We start from the raw sequence: 17,799 nt of genomic DNA, 5'->3' as shown, positions 1-17,799 counted from the left end.
AGTTATCTTTCGACTTCTAACTTACGCGACGCTACCACCGACAGCTTCAATAGCTGCCTTGGCACCAGCCGTAGCACCAATACCATTGAGCTTGACCGACTTGGTCAATGCGCCAGTATTGATAACCTTGACCACCTTGGCCATTTGGCCGACCAGCTTGGCTTGCTTCAGCGCCAGCACGTCAACTTCCGCCAGACCCAGCACTTCCAAAGTAGTCAGTGTAATTTCAGCGTTGAATTGCAGCAGGTGCGATTTGAAACCGCGCTTGGGCAAACGGCGATGCATAGGCATCTGACCGCCTTCAAAGCCAACCTTGTGGTAACCACCAGCACGGGATTTTTGTCCCTTGTGGCCGCGACCTGCAGTCTTACCAATGCCAGAGCCGATACCGCGACCAACACGACGCTTGTAATGCTTGGCGCCATCTGCTGGCTTAATGCTATTGAGTTCCATCATCATCGACCTCTTAGAGCACTCGGACCAGGTAACTGATCTTGTTAATCATGCCGCGAACTTCTGGTGTATCGGCGAGCTCGCTTACGCTGTTGAGCTTACGCAGACCCAGACCACGCACAGTGGCGCGGTGCGACTCTTTGGTTCCAATCGGGCTACGCACCAATTGGATCTTTACGGTTTGTTGTGTTGTCATTTTGAAGTTCGCTTTCAGACGAAGAGTTCTTCAACAGTCTTGCCACGCTTGGCCGCGACTTCGGATGGCGTAGTCGACACCGACAGCGCGTCCAGTGTTGCACGAACCATGTTGTAAGGGTTGGTCGAACCATGGCTCTTGGCCACGATGTCGGTAATGCCCACTACTTCGAACACGGCGCGCATAGGACCGCCGGCAATGATGCCAGTACCCTTGGGAGCCGGAGCCATCATCACATTGGCGGCGCCGTGGTGACCCATCACCTTGTGGTGGATGGAACCATTCTTCAGCGAAACCTTGATCATGTTGCGGCGGGCTTCTTCCATCGCCTTTTGCACGGCAGCAGGAACTTCCTTGGATTTACCCTTGCCCATACCGATGCGACCTTCGCCATCACCGACCACGGTCAAAGCTGCAAAACCGAGAATACGGCCGCCCTTAACCACTTTGGTGACGCGATTGATCGCGATCATTTTTTCGCGCAGTCCGTCTTCAGGCCCTTCAGCCTTACCCTGCATCTTCGCTTGAACTTTAGCCATTCTGTATTCCGATCTGCTTAGAACTGCAAGCCAGCTTCACGTGCCGCATCAGCCAGCGCTTTGACGCGGCCGTGGTACGCAAAACCTGCACGGTCAAATGCGACTTTTTCGACACCGGCAGCCTTGGCTTTTTCAGCCACACGCTTACCAATGATTTGGGCCGCGGCAACATTGCCACCCTTGCCAGAAGCACCCAAGGCCTTGCGAACTTCGAGTTCGGCCGTAGAAGCTGCAGCCAACACCTTGCCGCCGTCGCCAGAGATAACGCTGGCGTAGATGTGCAAGTTGGTACGGTTCACGGTCAAACGTGCAACGCCTTGCGTAGCAATGCGGATGCGGGTTTGACGGGCTCTGCGAAGACGCTGCTCTTTTTTGGTCAACATGTTGCAGCTCCTTATTTCTTCTTGGTTTCTTTGATCGTGATCTTCTCGTCCGCGTAGCGGATGCCTTTGCCCTTGTAGGGCTCTGGCGGACGAACAGCACGAACTTCAGCGGCGATTTGACCCACACGCTGACGGTCCGCACCCTTGATCAGGATTTCGGTTGGGGTTGGCGTAGCAACCGTGATGCCAGCAGGCATATCAAAGTTGACAGGGTGGGAGTAACCCACAGCCAGATTCAACTTGGCGCCGGTAGCCTGGGCCTTGTAACCCACGCCAATCAGGCTCAGCTTTTTCTCAAAGCCTTTGGTCACACCAACAACCATGTTGTTCACCAATTGGCGCATGGTGCCGGACATGGCATCGGCTTCGCGGGACTCATTGGCCGCCTTGAAGCTCAGCTTGCCTGCGTCGTTAACCACTGTTACCAGCGTGTTCAACGTCAGATGCAAAGTGCCGCCTGTACCCTTGACACTGATTTGGCTGCCATTGATAGACACATCCACACCAGCGGGAACAGTTACGGGAAGTTTACCTACACGGGACATTTGTATTTCTCCTCAATGTAGCGTTAAGCGACGTAGCACAAAACTTCACCACCGACACCGGTAGCGCGCGCTTTGCGATCTGTCATGACGCCCTGGGACGTAGTCACGATGGCAACGCCAAGGCCGTTTTGGACCTGGGGGATGGCATCGCTACCGCGGTAAACACGCAGGCCAGGACGGCTGACGCGCTCGATACGTTCAATCACAGGCTTGCCTGCGTAATACTTCAGGGCGATTTCCAACTCGGACTTGCCGTCCGCTGTAGAGACCTTGAAGTTGTCGATGTAGCCTTCGTCTTTCAACACTTGGGCAATCGCAACCTTCACTTTGGAAGAAGGCACGGAAACGGTAGTTTTGGCCACCATTTGTGCATTGCGGATGCGTGTCAACAAGTCGGCGATGGGATCACTCATGCTCATGTTTGGTTCTCCTGTCGCTTACCAGCTGGCCTTGACGATGCCAGGGATTTCCCCAGCAAAGGCCATTTCACGGATCTTGGCGCGACCCAGGCCAAAGTGCTGGAACGTACCACGTGGGCGACCAGTAATGGCGCAACGGTTACGCTGGCGGGTTGGGTTGGAATTGCGCGGGAGCTTTTGCAGACCCATACGGGCAGCAGCACGCTCTTCTTCGGTGCGTTTGAAGTCACCGGCAATTGCCTTGAATTCAGCGTACTTCTTGGCGTACTTAGCAGCCAATTGATCACGCTTCAGCTCACGCTGGATTAAAGCCATTTTAGCCACGGGTCACCTCAGTTCTTGAACGGAAAACGGAAGCCGGTGAGGAGCGCCTTGCACTCTTCGTCGGTCTTGGCCGTCGTGGTGATACTGATATTGAGACCACGCAAGGCGTCAACCTTGTCATATTCAATTTCAGGGAAAATGATCTGCTCTTTGACGCCGATGTTGTAGTTACCACGGCCATCAAATGCACGACCAGAAATACCACGGAAGTCACGAACGCGAGGCAGCGCCACGGTCACGAAACGGTCCAGGAATTCATACATCTGCACGCCGCGCAGAGTCACCATGCAACCAATCGCCTGGTCTTCACGGATCTTGAAACCCGCAATAGCCTTCTTGGACTTGGTCACGACGGGCTTTTGGCCGGCGATTTTTGTCAGATCACTGACCGCGTGGTCCATGATCTTCTTGTCGGCTACGGCTTCGCTCACACCCATGTTCAGAGTGATCTTGGTCAGACGCGGCACTTGCATCGGCGAGGTGTAGCCAAACTTGGCCATCAGCTCGGGAGCCAGCTTTTCGCGGTATTGTTGTTGCAGACGTGCCATGTTTATGCCACCTTGATTTCTTCGCCGCTGGACTTGAAAACGCGCGTGCGTTTGCCGTCAGCCAACACCTTGATACCTACGCGGTCCGCCTTGCCAGTCGCAGCATTAAAAATTGCTACGTTGGACTGGTGGATGGGCATTGTCTTTTCAACAATACCGCCGACCGCACCCTTCATGGGGTTTGGCTTGGTGTGTTTCTTCACCAAGTTAACACCCTCGACAACCAGATGGGAGTCATCTTTGCGCAGGGACACAGTCCCGCGCTTACCCTTATCGCGACCAGCGATAACGATAACTTGATCGCCCTTGCGAATCTTATTCATGGCGCGTCCTTACAAAACTTCAGGGGCCAGGGACACGATCTTCATGAACTTCTCGGTACGCAGTTCACGCGTCACGGGTCCAAAGATACGGGTGCCGATAGGCTCCAATTTGGCATTCAGCAACACTGCTGCATTACCGTCAAACTTCACCAAAGAGCCGTCGCTGCGACGGATGCCCTTAGCAGTACGAACCACAACCGCGCTGTAGACTTCGCCTTTTTTGACGCGTCCGCGGGGAGCAGCTTCTTTAATGCTAACTTTGATGATGTCACCGACGCTGGCGTAGCGACGCTTGGAACCGCCGAGCACCTTGATGCACAGGACGGACTTAGCGCCGGTATTGTCAGCGACTTCTAATCGAGATTCAGTCTGGATCATTTCAATATTCCCAACTTGCACCAGGAGCAGCACTTGCCAGCTCTCTGGCAAACACCAACAACGAGTCAGTCTTGGGCCCGCTGTACTTGGCGCGAACCACTCGCGCCACATCCATTTGGGCAGAACCTTCAGCTTTTACAAGCGAAGCCCGCTAGTATGCCACAGCTTTTTTACTTGTGCAACACTTTTTTGTGGGCCTGTTTCAAAAAGCCGGCTTCGCAGGGGGCGGGACGCCATTTCTGCCCTGCGACAATCCAGCCTCTCTATATAAGTTGCGCCCAGTCCCTCAGGAGAACTCCATGCACCCACACCACATTGCCTTCATTGGCGGCGGAAATATGGCCACCGCCATGGTCAGCGGATTGCTGAAACAGGGGTTCCCCACCCTTCAGATCGACGTGGTGGAACCCTTTGCGGAAGCGCGGGAACGGCTGCAGTCCCAGCTGGGCATCACCGCCCAGCACGAAGCCGGGCCTTTCTTGGGCCAGGCCAGCATTGTCATCTGGGCTGTCAAACCCCAGTCTTTTAAGGATGCCGCGCTGCAGTCCCGGTTTCACACCCGTGAAGCCTTGCATATCAGCGTGGCAGCCGGCATTCCCAGCGACGCCATTGCCAAATGGCTAGGCAATGAACGCGTGATACGGACCATGCCCAACACCCCGGCCCTGATCGGCAAGGGTATCACCGGTCTGTTTGCCCGCCCCGCCGTGACGGAGGCTGACCGCCAGCATGCCGAACGTGTGGTCTCGGGCATGGGGCAATTCCTGTGGCTGGACAACGAAAACCAGTTGGACGCAGTGACCGCCATTTCCGGCTCCGGGCCAGCTTATATGTTCTATTTCATGGAAGCCATGACCGCCGCTGGCGCTGACATGGGCCTGGACCGGGAACAGGCCTACCAGTTGGCGGTGGCCACATTCATTGGCGCCGGGGAGCTGGCACAGTCTAGTCACGAACCCCCCGAAATCCTGCGCCAGCGGGTTACGTCCAAAGGCGGCACCACCCATGCGGCCATCACGTCCATGGACAACAACCGCGTCAAGGACCTGTTCGCCCAAGCCTTGCATGCGGCACACCAACGGGCCCAGGAAATGGGCGCCGAGTTTGGCGAAGCCCCATAAGCCAAAACATCCTATAGCCCCCGTAAAACCTCAGACTATCGCTATATTTTAGATAGCAAACATCTTTAATTACCCTGAATGCCAGGCTTACGGGCTGTGGTTCTCAAGCAGAAAGCGCGCCTCAAACGCGTCGCCTGGCAGGGGCTCACTGAGCAGATAGCCCTGGATACAGTCACACTGCAGCTGCGCCAGAAATTGCCGCTGCTGCTCGGTTTCCACCCCTTCGGCCACCACTTTCAGCCGCAGGTTGTGGGCCAGGGAAATAATGCCCGACACGATGGAAGCGTCGTCCACATTCTTGGTCATGTCGCGGGTAAAGGCCCGGTCAATCTTCAGCACATCAACCGGAAAACGCTTGAGATACGCCAGTGATGAATAGCCGGTGCCGAAGTCGTCAATGGCCAGCCCCACGCCCGTGGCCTTGATGGCCCGCAGCAACAACAGGGTTTCCTCGGCGTGCACCATCAGCATGCTTTCGGTGATTTCCAACGTCAAGAGCCGTGGATCTACACCGGTATCGCGCAGCGCACTGCGCAGGGTGTCAATGAAGTTAACCTGCTGCAGTTGCAAGCCCGACAGGTTGACGGTGACATACAAGCCCGACGACCCGGCTTCATGCCATTTCTTCAACTGCAAGCAGGCCGCCCGCAAAACCGCTTCGCCGATGGGGATGATCAGCCCGGTTTCTTCTGCCAGCGGGATGAATTCCAGCGGCGACACCAGGCCGCGTGACGGATGGCTCCAGCGCGCCAATGCCTCCATGCCAACAATGCGGCAATCGGCAGCATTGGCAATCGGCTGGAAGAACACCACGATCTGGTCACGCTCCAGCGCCCGGCGCAAAGCGCCCTCAAACCGCATGTGTTCGCTGGCAGAGGCCTCCATGTTCTCCTCGAAGAACTGAAAACCACTACTCTTCTTTTTGGCCCGGTACATGGCCGTATCCGCGTGGCGCAACAGGGTGCTGGAATCCGCCCCATTGATGGGGAACACCGCAATGCCAATACTGGCGGACACCACGATGTCGTGCCCGTCAATTTCAAAGGGGACCGTGACCGCATGGCAGATCTTTTGCGCCGTGCCCGATGCCACATTCACATTGGGCAGGTCGTCGATGACGATGGCGAACTCGTCGCCCCCCAAACGGGCTACGCAGTCGCTGCCACGCACACAACCGCGGATGCGCTCGGAAACACTTTTCAGCAGCTTGTCGCCGATCTCGTGTCCCAGCGTGTCGTTGACCAGTTTGAAGCGATCCAGATCCAGGTACAACAAGGCCAGCGATGTGGCCGCGGGCTGGGCCCGCTCTATACAACGGCTCAGGTGGTCGTGGAACAGTGTCCGATTCGGCAGCCCGGTCAACGCATCGTTGTATGCCAAATGGCGCACATGGCGCTCGGCACGGGTGGCATCAACCAGGCGGCGTACCCGCTGGTTGACAACCGCCAGGTGGATGGGCTTGGGTATGTAGTCGCTGGCCCCAGCCGCAAAGGCCCGTTCGATCGACGCGCTGTCCTCCAATGCGGTAATCATCAATATGGGGATCTGGCGCCACTCGGGTGATTCCTGCAGGCGTGCGCAGGCGGTGAAACCGTCCATCACCGGCATCAGGGCATCCATCAGGATGACGTCCGGGCGCATGCGTTGCACCTCGGCCTCTACTTCGCTGCCGTCTGCGGCCTCGGTCACCAAAAAGCCGCTGCGTTGCAAGGCCGCGCGCAAGGCCGAACGGGTGCTGCGGTCGTCGTCCACGATCAGGACCAGCGCCTCCCCCACCACGGGAAGCGGTGCCAGCACCTCGACCTCGCTCTCCAGCGCCAGTAACAAAGCCTGCTCAACCACGCCGTACTCGGCGCGCAAGCGCGGCATCACACGCCCCGCTGCGTCGACCTGTTCCCCCTCCGCGAGGGATTCAATGGACTTGGCGAGCGCCGCGAGCTCCACCGCACCAAAGTTCCAGGCCGCGCCCTTGATGGCGTGGGCCACGCGGCGCAGGGCTTCAGCATCTTCCACCACCACAGCGGCCGACAGCTCATCCAGGTAAGCAGGCATGTCTTCCAGGAACGGGCGTATGGCCTGCCCAATGGCACCTCCCAAAGCTTCCCGCAAGCGGGCCAGCACCACCGGGTCGATCGGGCCCTCCGGTTCAGACGCCTGTGTCGCTGCGGTCTGCCCCAGTACCACCGAGACAGGCACGGCAATGTCCAAATCCGCCAACCAGCGCTGCAGGCGCGCCGTCAGGTTCCCCAAGGTCAGTGGCTTGGGCAAGTGGTCATCCATACCAGCCGACAGACATTTCTCCATATCCATGGGTTGGGTGTTGGCGGTCATGGCAACGATAGGAATGCGGCGGCCACTTTCGGCCTCCATGCCACGGATCACGGCCGTCGCCTGGTAGCCATCCATCTCCGGCATATTGCAATCCATCAGGATCAGGTCCCAGGGTTTGCGTTTAAAGGCCTGCACGGCGACGCGGCCGTTCGCCGCCACTTCTGACTTGCAGCCCAGCATCTCCAGCATGCCAGAGGCAATGGTCTGGCTGGTGCGGTTGTCTTCAACGATCAAAATCTGGGGCAGACGCTTTCTTGCCTTGGGAACAAAACGCTGTAGCTCGCCACGGGTTCCCATGGCCTGGTCAATGCACTCCAGCAGGCGCTCCTGGCGCAGAGGCTTGGCCAAATAGGCGTCGGCCGCGGGGGCGGTCGCAGGGCTTTCAACCCCATAGCGGTTCATCAATACCAGGCGGGGCTGGCCATACCCCGGCAAAGAACGCAAATCTTGCACGCTCTGGGCCTGGGCCGTGGCCAGGACCATGTCAACCAGCAACAGGCCATACGGCTGCGCAGCCTGCTGGGCCTGCACCAGGGATTGGGCCGCGTCTGCCAACTTGCCAACGGCATGGCACTCGTAACCCACCGCAACCAGGTTTTGCTGCACGAACTGGCGCACCATGCTGCTCTCATCCACCACCAGCACGCGCCCGAAGCGCGTGGCGCTCGCGGACGGCGGGTTGCTACCCAACTGCAGAGGCAAGACGAACCAGAACGTGCTACCCACACCCTGCACGCTGTCCACGCCGATTTCGCCACCCATCAGTGCGCACAACTGTTTGCAGATGGACAGGCCCAGGCCAGAGCCATCGTGCCCGCGCGTGGTGGAGGGGTCGGCCTGTGTAAAAGCGTCAAAAATACTCGCCACTTCGTCTTCGGCTACGCCAATGCCCGTGTCAGAAACCGCTATACGCAACCGCCCCTGCTCACCAAACGGACCGACGCAGGACACACGCACCGACACCTCGCCGCGTTCGGTGAACTTGACCGCGTTGCCCACCAGATTGAGCAGCACCTGGCGCAAGCGCCGCGCGTCCCCGCGCAAACTGGCCGGCACACCCGGGTCGACCACGTAGGCGATCTCCAGCCCCTTGCTGCCTGACTGTGGAATCACCAGCTCTATCGTCTGCTCACACAAACGTGCGATATCAAAATCGCCGTTCGCCAGCTGCAGCTTGCCGGCCTCCAGCGACGAAAAGTCCAGAATATTGTTGATCAGGTCCAGCAGGTACTGCGACGAGTCCCAGGCCAGGGCCACATAGTTGCGCGCCATGGGCGGCAGCGGCGAGGCACGCAACATATCCAACGTGCCGACCACGCCATTGAGTGGCGTGCGCAGCTCGTGGCTCATGGTGGCGGCAAACTCGGCTTTGAGGTGTGCCAATCGCAGTGCTTCTTCACTGGCCAGGCGCAAGGCCTGTTCGCGCTCGTCGAGCACCCGCATCATGCTGTTGAAAGCGTGGGCCATGTCGGTGATGTCGCGCGGCCCGGTCAACTTGGCGCGTACCCCAGACTCGCCCTGCTCTGCGCGCCCCATGGACTCGGCCAGTTGCACCAAGGGTTGTGTCATGCGCCGGGTCAGCTCGCGAGTTATCAGCAAGAAGAACACGGCGAACGACAGTGCAATACCCATATTGAGTGCAAACAGGGTCAACAGGGCACTGCCCAAGGATGCCTTGGACAACACCACCCGCACATAACCAATGGTCTGCGTCTTGGGGCTTTCTGCTTCGAACGGCGAACTGCTGTCCAGAATACGCACCGGCGCCACGAACTGCCACGACTGGATGTTCTCAACATCGAGAAAGGCACCCGTCGCCGTCAGGACGGCCTTGGGTGGCAACTCATCACCGAGTGCCAGCGCCACGTCCCCCGCACCATGGGCGCTCAACGGTTTGCCGTCGATGCGCCGAATTTCAACACGGTCCACATCCGGAAACGCCAGGGCGCCGGCCACCGCGTCCGCAATATTCTCGCTGGCGTCAGACAGCAGGGCCAGGCGGGCCTGGCGGGCAAGGCTATCTGCCAGGTGTTGGCCCTGCTGCTGGCGGTTTTGGCGTATGTCACGGCTGCTTTGCCAGGAGATCACCAATGAAGACAGCAGCGCCAACAGCAAAACGCCCATCGCAGCCATAAAGGAGAGTTGCTGCCGAAATGTCGTCTTGCGCAGAACGACCAGAAGTGGGTTGCGAGAATTCATTAAATGGGCACAGTTCAGCGAGCGGGAAACACCAGGTCAAAAGCCTGCTGGCGGGAGGATAGTTGCAAACCCAGGTGGCTTGCTGTCCGGGTATTGACGGCCAACAACGCGTCCTTCATGGGCACGACCAAGGCCGCATTGCCGCTGGGCAGACTCATGGCCGAAGACGCCAGCTGGCGACCCAGGGCCACGTTATTGGGATAAAGGGAAAACAATGCGCCCCGTTTGACATGGGTCACGTTGCTGGAAAACACCGCCAGGTTGCGGTTCCAGGCGCTCTCCAGAATCAGCGGCAGCACCGATGAGTCTTCCACCGTGGTGGAGTCCTGGGGCAGCCACAAAGCGTCCCGTTTGGGGTCGGCGCTGGCCAGCACCTCCTGGTAGACCCGCACCGCGTTCTTCAAGTCCCCGGCCTCAATGGCCTGTAACTCCAGACCGTGGGTGCGGGCCGCGTCGCGGGCCAGGCGCATCAGCCACGCGTTTTGTTTGGGGTCGTACACCACGGTAACGCGCCGCACATCGGGCATAAAGTGTTTAAGCCGCTCAAACAGCATCTTGGGATCGGGTGCCAAGCTGACGACAGGGAAGCTGCGGCCGTCTCCGGTGGGTGGTGACACCACACCGCCGGCCACCACGCCTACTTCGTGGTCCAGGGTAGACGCTGCCTTCATGCCCTGGCGGCCCAGTGCGATCACCACCTTGATGTCCTGGCGCTTCAACTGGGCCATGATGTCCTGGGCCGAACGGGCGCCGCCAACGGCGTAACTGGCAACCGGTGAGCCGACCTGCGCCTCTATCCCTTCGATGATCTTGGTAAAAATGCTGCGGTAGGGTTCTTCCAGGTCGGGGTAGAGAACGGCAATACTGCCGGTCTCCGATGCCAACGCCACCTTGACACGTTCCACGCGCCCCAGTTGCGCGACCACCTGGTCATTGGCAGCGACTTGAAACCGATAGACCAAGATGTCGCTGGACATCTCCAGACGTTGTAGCACCTGTGGCCAGTCGCCCCTGAACGCGGGCTCGCCCATGTGCGCTTTGGCCAGTCCTGCGTGGCGGGCAAGACTCGTTAATTCGGTGGTCTGTGCCATGGTAGGCCCGACCACCAGGGCCAACAGTGCCACGCGCACACAAAGACAAATACCCCCACCCCTTCCCCGGTCAAACCGCAGGAAAAACAAGGGCGGATTCAAGTACAAAGCGCAACGGAATGCAGTGTAAGAGGTCTGACGGGTAGGTTGTAGAAGACCTCATGCGGTGTGCGATAGCCCAGGCACTTACGAGGCCGATGATTGAGTAAGTACACAGCTTCATCGACCTGAGCCTGTGTCACCTTGAGCAAACTGCACCCCTTTGGAAAGAACTGTCGCAGCAGCCCGTTGGTGTTCTCATTGAGCCCACGCTGCCATGAGCAGTAGGGCTTGGCAAAGTACACCTTCGCCCTCAAACAACTTGCAATGAATTCGTGCTCAGCGAACTCCTTGCCGTTGTCAAAGGTCAGTGTCTTGCAGGCATGTCTGTGGGGGCGCAGCAAATCGACAATGGCCTGCGTCACCCCGCACTGTGCTTGGAGCGTAGTGGATGCGCCAAGGTATAGCGGGACTTGCGTTCCACCAGTGTCACCAACACGCCTTTGCGCCCCCCGCCGATCACCGTATCGCCCTCCCAGTCGCCTATGCGCTTCTTGCTATCCACCACTGCGGGGCGATGTTCAATTCCGACCCGGTTCTTGAGTACCCCACGGCGCTCTCGACCACTGGCATAGCGCTTTCTACGAAGTTTTTGACAGCGCAAGTACCCGACTAAATCACCGCCCTGGGCTTTGTTGGCATAGGCGTATTGGTAGATGGCTTCGGTGCTAATCGACAAACGATCCTCTAAAGCCAGGCGGTCACTGACTTGCTGGGGAGACAAGCTCAGGCGCAGATACAACTCCACGAGTTGCCACTGCTCTGGATCGAACTGGCGGGCATTGCGACGCTGTGTCTGTCTCTGAGTCGCTTTGTCTTGGGCCAGTGCAGGTTGGTAGCCCCGGGCACTGGCATTGCGCCTGAGCTCGCGGCTGATCGTCGAGCTGCTACGTCCAAGCTCTGCTGCAATTTGCGACAGATGAATGCCTTGGCGCGTGAGGTTGTGAATTTGGTATCGTTCTTCTTGGGTCAAGTGTGTATAGGTCATGGTGCAACGTTTGGGACTGGCCGGTCACAAAAGTGCATCCTATTCACTCTTGGCCTAACCCGTTTCTAAAACGTTGCACTTCGTACTTGAATCCGCCAAGAAAAACGACGCTAGCCCCCGTGTTATCTGCACAAGATGCTATCAAAATGATAGTTTAAGCATGTCACAACCTGTAGGTTGCCTGCAGATAGGCTGAAAACGGCGCCATCGGCAAATCATTGGGAAGCGCCGTACCCGGCGCAACACTGGGCTCTCGCACATCCGCATTAAACAGGTTGCGCAAGCCCAAGGCAAACCCCCACTGCTGGCGCTTGGCGACGGTGCTCACGTTTATGTCAACCGTGGTGTAGTCGGCAATTTGTGGACGCACATCGCCCGCGGCGCGTTTGCGGTCGGCCACCCAATTCAGCTGCGCACCCAACATCCAATTGCCAGCGACGCGCCAATCCGCCCGGCCGACCAGGTGCTTGTGTGGTGCGTACCCGGCATCCTGACCAGATGCCACATCAATCGAGGTTTGCCACGAGTAGCTGCCAGTCAGTCGGACATTGCGGCTGGCATCCCACACGGCTTCCAACTCGCCTCCATCGCCATACAGCGCACCCGTATTGAAGTACTTGCCGCCCACCAGCCGGATGGTGTCCTTCATGTCATAGTGAAAGAGGCTTAGGTTGACCTGGAGGTCACGCCGAGCCTGCCAAGACACGGCTGTCTCTACCGTGGTTATCAATTCCGGCACCAAATTCGGGTTACCCAAAGCCACCGGATTGGTGATGCCGTAGACCTCGTTGAATGCTGGCGCGCGAAAAGCCCGCCCGGCCATCAGTTTGGCGGTGACGTCCAGCGAAGCATCCCAGACCAGGGCCACCCGCGGGTTGGTGGTACCACCAAAGTCTGAATACTTGTCATGGCGCACACCGGCTGTCAACGCCCAATCCTTGGCAAAGTTCCACTCGTCTTGTGCGTAGACATAGTCAACCTGCCGCCGGTGGGGAAACATGAAGGGATTGGTGTTGGAGTAATCAACCAGCCCACCGCCTGGGACCGGGATCAGGGCACCGGCCGGTGAATAGGTGAAATTCCGAAGTTCGGCCGTCTTGTAGAGGTCCAGGTCATCATGGCCCAGACCGAGGCGCAGGTTATGCCCCGCAAAGCCCGAGTAGGTGGCGAAGGTGGACAGCCGAAGCTGACGCTCCCAGGTCTCGGGGGCACCAAAAAACCCGGTGGGTGAAACGCCACCGCCAATATTGGCCCCCGGTGGGAACAGTTGAAACGGTACCGGAATGATTTGTGCGTAGTGCAAGTAGCTGGCAGAAAAACCCAAGCCCCAGTCATTGGAAACGTGGGGATCCGTCCAAGACACATCACCCGTAATACGTTCACTTCTTCCGCGACCTACCGGGTCCACTGCAGACGCAATCCCCGCACCTGGGCCGACGTTGTCGCGAAGCTTGTAGCCAACATGCGCCCGCCACTTCTCAAACCCCAGTTCGAGGTTGCCGTCCACCGCTTCATACCCCGTGCGCACGGGGCTGGGTGCCACGCTGGCGCGTGTGCCGAAGATCCGGTCAAACCGCGTCTGGGCGTCGGCGTCTATGGTTCCCTTGAAACCGTCACTGCTGCCGATGCGCACATAAGCCGCCACATCCACCGATCCGATCTTGCCACCGTGTTGAATCCAGGCGTTTCGGGTCGCAAAAGAGCCACCCCGCAAGCCAACCTCGGTTCCCGAGATCTCGGCGGCGGATTTGGTAATGATGTTGATAACGCCCGAAAAGGCATCCGCACCATACAGCGCAGAGCCGGGGCCCCGGATGACTTCAATACGGGCGATATGTTCAACCGGGTAGCCACCCCAAATATTGCCCTTGTTGCCAACAAACAGGGTGGTAATGGGAACGCCGTTCTGCAGCATCAAAACCTGTGGATTGAATTGGCTGAAGACACCACGGATGACGAACAAGGGGGTGTAGCTATTCGCAGCGCGATTCACGTGCAGACCCGGCACCGTCGCCAACACTTCATCCAGATCCGTTGCCCCCATGGCGGCAATGTCTTCGGCGGTGATGACGGTGGCAACCGCTGGCGCGCGGCGCAAGGATTGCTGGCTTCCGGTTGCAATGCTGACGGTGGCCTTGTCGCCATAGGAGAGCAACAAGTCGTCTTCTTCTTCCCCAGTACTTTGTGCAAATACGGCTTGCGTCGGCAACACCAAGGTTGCAAGCAGTGTGAGTTGGCCAAGTCGCTTCATGATTCAAATCCCCTTCGAATGTGCGCTCCAACTCCCCATTTTTTTCTGCCCCATTCTAGGGGCAGACGTGCGCAATGGTTAGTAATCAATTACGAGCACCAGGCCCGTTTTCCCACTCCCTCGTAGGAGACGTCAGCACAAGGCGTTGGAAAAAGCGCGCCTTGTTGTTTTTCGGCAGCCTCCATGATGCACGGCGGCATGCCACCCAGTGTTTTGAGAATATTGAACAGCTGGTATTGCCGTGGCGTAAACCCCATGTCTGCCGCCAGTGCGGCCGTCAATGCCGCATAGTTCATTTTGAGAAATGGCTTCTTCTCGGTCAGCAAAATTTCCTCGACCGCGAAGGCCAACTGGTAGTGTTTTCCGCTATCCATATGCTGCGCCTTCACCAAAGCGACCAAGGCGGGCAGCCGCTCGTCAGTGGAGTTGATGGGGCGTCCATAGCCGTAGATTCTTCGGTCGGCGAGTTCCTGGTGCACAAACGAGCGGATGTCCTGCCCGGCTTGCACCGCCTGGCCCGCCCGCAAAAAGAAGTCAATTGCGCGCAGGCCGGGGCCACCGCCGTAAACACCTGCCTCGCTCACGGCCACGGCGGCCGACAGACCCAACACCGAGGCGCTGCGCGCGTTGGCGGCCAAGGCTGCAACACGGTTGTTCCACAGCCGTGTATCGGGATAACTGGTGAGTGTCCAGATGCCATGGAGCAGCGTAATTTCTGCCGTCGAAAAACGCCGCCCGGTGATGCCAAAGACATACAGCTCCAGCCAGTCAATACCCCGCATGTCGCCGTGCAAATCCTGGCCACGAAAAACCGCGCGGCTACCGGGCCAGCAAGCCCCGACCCGTGTCTTCAAGTGCCCCACGTGGGACTGCAACTGTGAAGGTCCGTTCATAACGCCTCCCGTTGCAATGGGTCGTCGGTGAGCTCCACTGGGTAAAACGGAAACTTTTTGACCCCGTATTGCCCTTGCTCCAACGCATGGGCTGCTGCACCCGGCAGGCGCAACATCAGGTACAGCATTTCCCCCTGCGGGGCCGTAAAGCCCAGATCGGACAAGGCGGCAGCCGCGACACCCACCATGGCCAAGGGCACACCCATCGCCTGCTCCAACTGCGCACGGTTGGCCGCCAACCAGTGGAGGTTTGAAAATGGCCCCATGCCTGCCAGACCGTCCAGAGTTTGCAGCACGGCAGTAGCGGTCGTGGCGCCATACGGATCAAACCCCGCCGGGTGCTCGGCTTCAGGCCAGATGCCCAAGCTGGCAGATTCCCAGGCGCTCGCCCGGCGCACCCAAGCGGCCATGTCATGGCCCGCATCGGCCCAGATGTTCATCGCATCAAACACCTCACGGGCACCGCCATACCGCCCGGCCCCCACCGACAGCGCAGCCATCAAGGACGCTGCCGCGGTGGAGCCGGCCACGCCGCCACACATGGCTGCATGGACCGAAGCGTCGCGCGGCCCCGGGTTGGCCAATGCCAGGGCCAGGGCATCCAGCAGATGGGTTTGTTCTGCGGTGGGTGCCTCGCCGCGGAACAGCAGGTACAGCATCTGCGCCCAGCGCGCCTGGCCCAGCATATCGCCATACACATCGTAGCCATGGCAATACGCGGCACGTGTGGCAAAGGGATTGTTGGGCTCCGGCTCTTCACGCCAGATGCGGGTGTGGATGCTTTCCTTGGGTTTGGCCGTCATTGGGCAGACCCCAGTGTTTTCATGCGCAAGCTCATCGGCGGCACCTCTTCCCCGTCAATGCGCACATCCAACAGGGTTGGCCCTTTGCGCGAGAAGATGGCCGCCATGTCCAGCGCTTCCATGTCTTCGGGTGAGTGGATGATGTGGCCCGGAATACCCAGGGAATCAGCCTGCATGCGAAAGTCCACGGTCGGCAGTTCGAAGGCTGTGGGCTCGGCACCGGCCAGGCGCTGGCCGTGTTTAACCATGCCCAATGCACTGTCGTTGAGCACCACAAACACCACGGTGAGTTGTTCTGCTGCTGCCACCGAAATCTCTTGACCGTTCATCAAATAACTGCCGTCGCCGGTGATACACACCACGGGGCATTTGGGGTTGCCGCGGGCGCAACCAATGGCGGCGCCAATGGCCCAGCCCATGGGCGCAAAGTCCATCAACACGCGTAGCCAGCCGGCGTCGCCCTTGCGGCGTTTGCCACCGTCGTTGCGGGCCGCATAGTCATGCTGGCGTGCCACCCGCCGGTCGTGTGGTTGCAGGTAGTGGATGGCCCAGGCTGTGCTGTTACCGGCATCCGCAAAAAATCGGGTTCGGGATGGGCACAGGCGCGACAGCTCACGCATCAGCCGCTGGGGCTTGATCGGGCTGGCGTCGGACACAAACTTGTCCCGCTCGTGCAGCATGTAGTCGGGGTTCTTCAGGCCAATTTGGGATACGTTGGACAACTTGGCTTCGGACAACATTTCGATCAGGCGCTCACACACCGAACGGATACGCCCGCGCACATGCAGGCGCGCCATGGGGGAGCGCAGCAAATGGTCTTCGGACGAATCGATGTGTACCAGGCGCTGGTTCAAAACCGCTGCGGACCACGCCCCACTGGTCCACTCACCCAGGGTTGTGCCGATGGCAAGAATCAGGTCTGGTTCGTCTTGCAGCACTTGGTCCGCCGTCTGGTGACCCGCAAATCCAAACACACCGCGGTACAAACGGTGTCGGGTATTGATCAGGCCCTTGCCGTCTGGCGAGGTCACAAAACACGACTCCGTCATTTCGGCCAGTTTGATGATGGCCTCTATGGATTCGCCACAACTGTGGCCACCACCGATCAGGATGACGGTGCGTCCCGCTTGTCTGATTTCTTCACACAAGGACCGCACCAGGGCATCGTCCACCAGCGCAGGGCGGTGCAACAGGGAGCGCAGGTTATACGAAGGCACCATGCTCTCAATAGGGCTGCGCAGAATGTCCACCGGCATGGACAGATGCGACGGACCACGCGGCGCCTTGGACGCACGCATCAGCGCATTGACCAATTTGCTCTCCACCTGGTCCACGTGGGATACCAGCGTGTCATACCGCGTGCAGTGCCGGAACATGCCCAGGGTATTGACCCCCGTGCAGGCCGACTCCTGCAAGGCCCGCTTACCAAACGACGGCAGGGCCGGCTGGCCGGTGATGGCCAGCATGGGCACACCGTTGTCGTAGGAACAAGCCACGCCGGTCAGCAGGTTGGTGGCACCGGGGCCCGATGTGGCACAACACACGCCAATCTTGCCGGTCTCGCGGGCATAACCGTCGGCCATGAACGCAGCACCGGCTTCATGGCGGGCCAGCACGTGGCGTGGGCCCCCGCGGCGTGCGCTGCGGGCCAGTGCGTTGTACAGCGGTTCGATGGCACCACCGGGAACACCAAAGACGTATTCCACACCGAGCTGTTCTATGTAGGCAACGATGAGGTCTGCAACTTCGGGCGGGTGGACGGTCGCGCCCGCCTCGCCCGCATGACCCGCGCGGCCCGGTAAAACAATGTTGTTCATACTGCTTTTTGCTTCCAACGACAAAGAGTATTTTTATCCGCTGGGTGCGGATACGACGTGCCGCAGCATCGCATCGAAACGCAGAAGCCGCAACCGTT

Annotated in this window: 19 protein-coding genes; 1 reads left to right on the top strand and 18 read right to left on the bottom strand. The window is 59.0% G+C overall.

Translation table 11 applies throughout. The features are described 5' to 3' along the window. Positions 1-21: 21 nt before the first annotated feature. The 10 genes from rplO to rplN are packed head-to-tail and all read right to left on the bottom strand — an operon-like array spanning position 22 to position 4,108. Complete coding sequence (gene rplO, locus HZ993_RS17440) at positions 22-453, bottom strand: 50S ribosomal protein L15 (protein ID WP_209398564.1); 432 nt, start codon at positions 451-453, stop codon at positions 22-24. 13 nt (positions 454-466) lie between these two features. Further along, positions 467-649, bottom strand: coding sequence for a 50S ribosomal protein L30 (gene rpmD / locus HZ993_RS17435; RefSeq protein ID WP_209394004.1), 183 nt, complete (start codon positions 647-649; stop codon positions 467-469). A gap of 14 nt (positions 650-663) precedes the next feature. Further along, entirely contained in the window at positions 664-1,188 is a 525-nt protein-coding gene (gene rpsE / locus HZ993_RS17430) for a 30S ribosomal protein S5 (protein WP_209394003.1), read from the bottom strand. Positions 1,189-1,205: 17 nt separating this feature from the next. After that, a complete protein-coding gene (gene rplR / locus HZ993_RS17425; protein ID WP_209394002.1) occupies positions 1,206-1,571 on the bottom strand; it encodes a 50S ribosomal protein L18 in 366 nt (121 codons plus the stop codon). An 11-nt stretch (positions 1,572-1,582) separates the two neighbouring features. Continuing rightward, on the bottom strand, positions 1,583-2,116 hold the full coding sequence (rplF, locus tag HZ993_RS17420) for a 50S ribosomal protein L6 (protein ID WP_209394001.1): 534 nt from the start codon (positions 2,114-2,116) through the stop codon (positions 1,583-1,585). 23 nt (positions 2,117-2,139) lie between these two features. After that, entirely contained in the window at positions 2,140-2,535 is a 396-nt protein-coding gene (gene rpsH, locus HZ993_RS17415) for a 30S ribosomal protein S8 (RefSeq protein ID WP_209394000.1), read from the bottom strand. A gap of 18 nt (positions 2,536-2,553) precedes the next feature. Continuing rightward, the gene (gene rpsN / locus HZ993_RS17410; RefSeq protein ID WP_209393999.1) at positions 2,554-2,859 is read right to left on the bottom strand and encodes a 30S ribosomal protein S14; all 306 of its coding nucleotides are present in this window, start codon (positions 2,857-2,859) and stop codon (positions 2,554-2,556) included. Between the two features lie 8 nt (positions 2,860-2,867). Beyond that, the gene (rplE, locus tag HZ993_RS17405) at positions 2,868-3,407 is read right to left on the bottom strand and encodes a 50S ribosomal protein L5 (RefSeq protein ID WP_209393998.1); all 540 of its coding nucleotides are present in this window, start codon (positions 3,405-3,407) and stop codon (positions 2,868-2,870) included. A 2-nt stretch (positions 3,408-3,409) separates the two neighbouring features. After that, entirely contained in the window at positions 3,410-3,730 is a 321-nt protein-coding gene (rplX, locus tag HZ993_RS17400) for a 50S ribosomal protein L24 (RefSeq protein WP_209393997.1), read from the bottom strand. 9 nt (positions 3,731-3,739) lie between these two features. After that, positions 3,740-4,108, bottom strand: coding sequence for a 50S ribosomal protein L14 (gene rplN / locus HZ993_RS17395; protein ID WP_117178124.1), 369 nt, complete (start codon positions 4,106-4,108; stop codon positions 3,740-3,742). Between the two features lie 299 nt (positions 4,109-4,407). Here rplN and proC point away from each other — a divergent pair, with 299 nt between their 5' ends. Further along, positions 4,408-5,229: a pyrroline-5-carboxylate reductase gene (gene proC, locus HZ993_RS17390; RefSeq protein ID WP_209393996.1), complete on the top strand. Its 822-nt coding sequence runs from the start codon at positions 4,408-4,410 to the stop codon at positions 5,227-5,229. Between the two features lie 87 nt (positions 5,230-5,316). Here proC and HZ993_RS17385 read toward each other — a convergent pair whose 3' ends face one another. The 8 genes from HZ993_RS17385 to HZ993_RS17350 all read right to left on the bottom strand — a co-directional run bounded on the left by HZ993_RS17385 (position 5,317) and on the right by HZ993_RS17350 (position 17,701). After that, positions 5,317-9,759 (bottom strand): EAL domain-containing protein, encoded by a 4,443-nt coding sequence (locus tag HZ993_RS17385; protein WP_209393995.1) that lies wholly within the window; start codon positions 9,757-9,759, stop codon positions 5,317-5,319. Positions 9,760-9,773: 14 nt separating this feature from the next. Further along, entirely contained in the window at positions 9,774-10,850 is a 1,077-nt protein-coding gene (locus HZ993_RS17380) for an ABC transporter substrate-binding protein (protein ID WP_209393994.1), read from the bottom strand. A 98-nt stretch (positions 10,851-10,948) separates the two neighbouring features. Continuing rightward, positions 10,949-11,314, bottom strand: a complete 366-nt coding sequence (locus HZ993_RS25110) for an IS30 family transposase (RefSeq protein WP_209393993.1) — start codon at positions 11,312-11,314, stop codon at positions 10,949-10,951. Further along, positions 11,311-11,937, bottom strand: coding sequence for an IS30 family transposase (locus tag HZ993_RS17370; RefSeq protein ID WP_209393992.1), 627 nt, complete (start codon positions 11,935-11,937; stop codon positions 11,311-11,313). Before HZ993_RS17370 ends, HZ993_RS25110 begins: the two co-directional genes overlap by 4 nt. Positions 11,938-12,100: 163 nt before the next feature. Further along, positions 12,101-14,188 carry a TonB-dependent siderophore receptor gene (locus tag HZ993_RS17365; RefSeq protein WP_209393991.1) on the bottom strand — a complete coding sequence of 696 codons (2,088 nt, stop codon included), beginning with the start codon at positions 14,186-14,188 and terminating at the stop codon, positions 12,101-12,103. An 89-nt stretch (positions 14,189-14,277) separates the two neighbouring features. Then, positions 14,278-15,081, bottom strand: coding sequence for a hypothetical protein (locus HZ993_RS17360; protein ID WP_209393990.1), 804 nt, complete (start codon positions 15,079-15,081; stop codon positions 14,278-14,280). After that, complete coding sequence (locus HZ993_RS17355) at positions 15,078-15,884, bottom strand: citryl-CoA lyase (protein WP_209393989.1); 807 nt, start codon at positions 15,882-15,884, stop codon at positions 15,078-15,080. The genes HZ993_RS17360 and HZ993_RS17355 overlap by 4 nt, the downstream gene beginning before the upstream one ends. Then, complete coding sequence (locus HZ993_RS17350) at positions 15,881-17,701, bottom strand: thiamine pyrophosphate-binding protein (RefSeq protein ID WP_209393988.1); 1,821 nt, start codon at positions 17,699-17,701, stop codon at positions 15,881-15,883. The genes HZ993_RS17355 and HZ993_RS17350 overlap by 4 nt, the downstream gene beginning before the upstream one ends. Positions 17,702-17,799: the final 98 nt, after the last annotated feature.

Source organism: Rhodoferax sp. AJA081-3, assembly GCF_017798165.1.
GTDB lineage: Bacteria > Pseudomonadota > Gammaproteobacteria > Burkholderiales > Burkholderiaceae_C > Allorhodoferax.
This window is presented reverse-complemented; position numbering and strand designations above follow the sequence as displayed.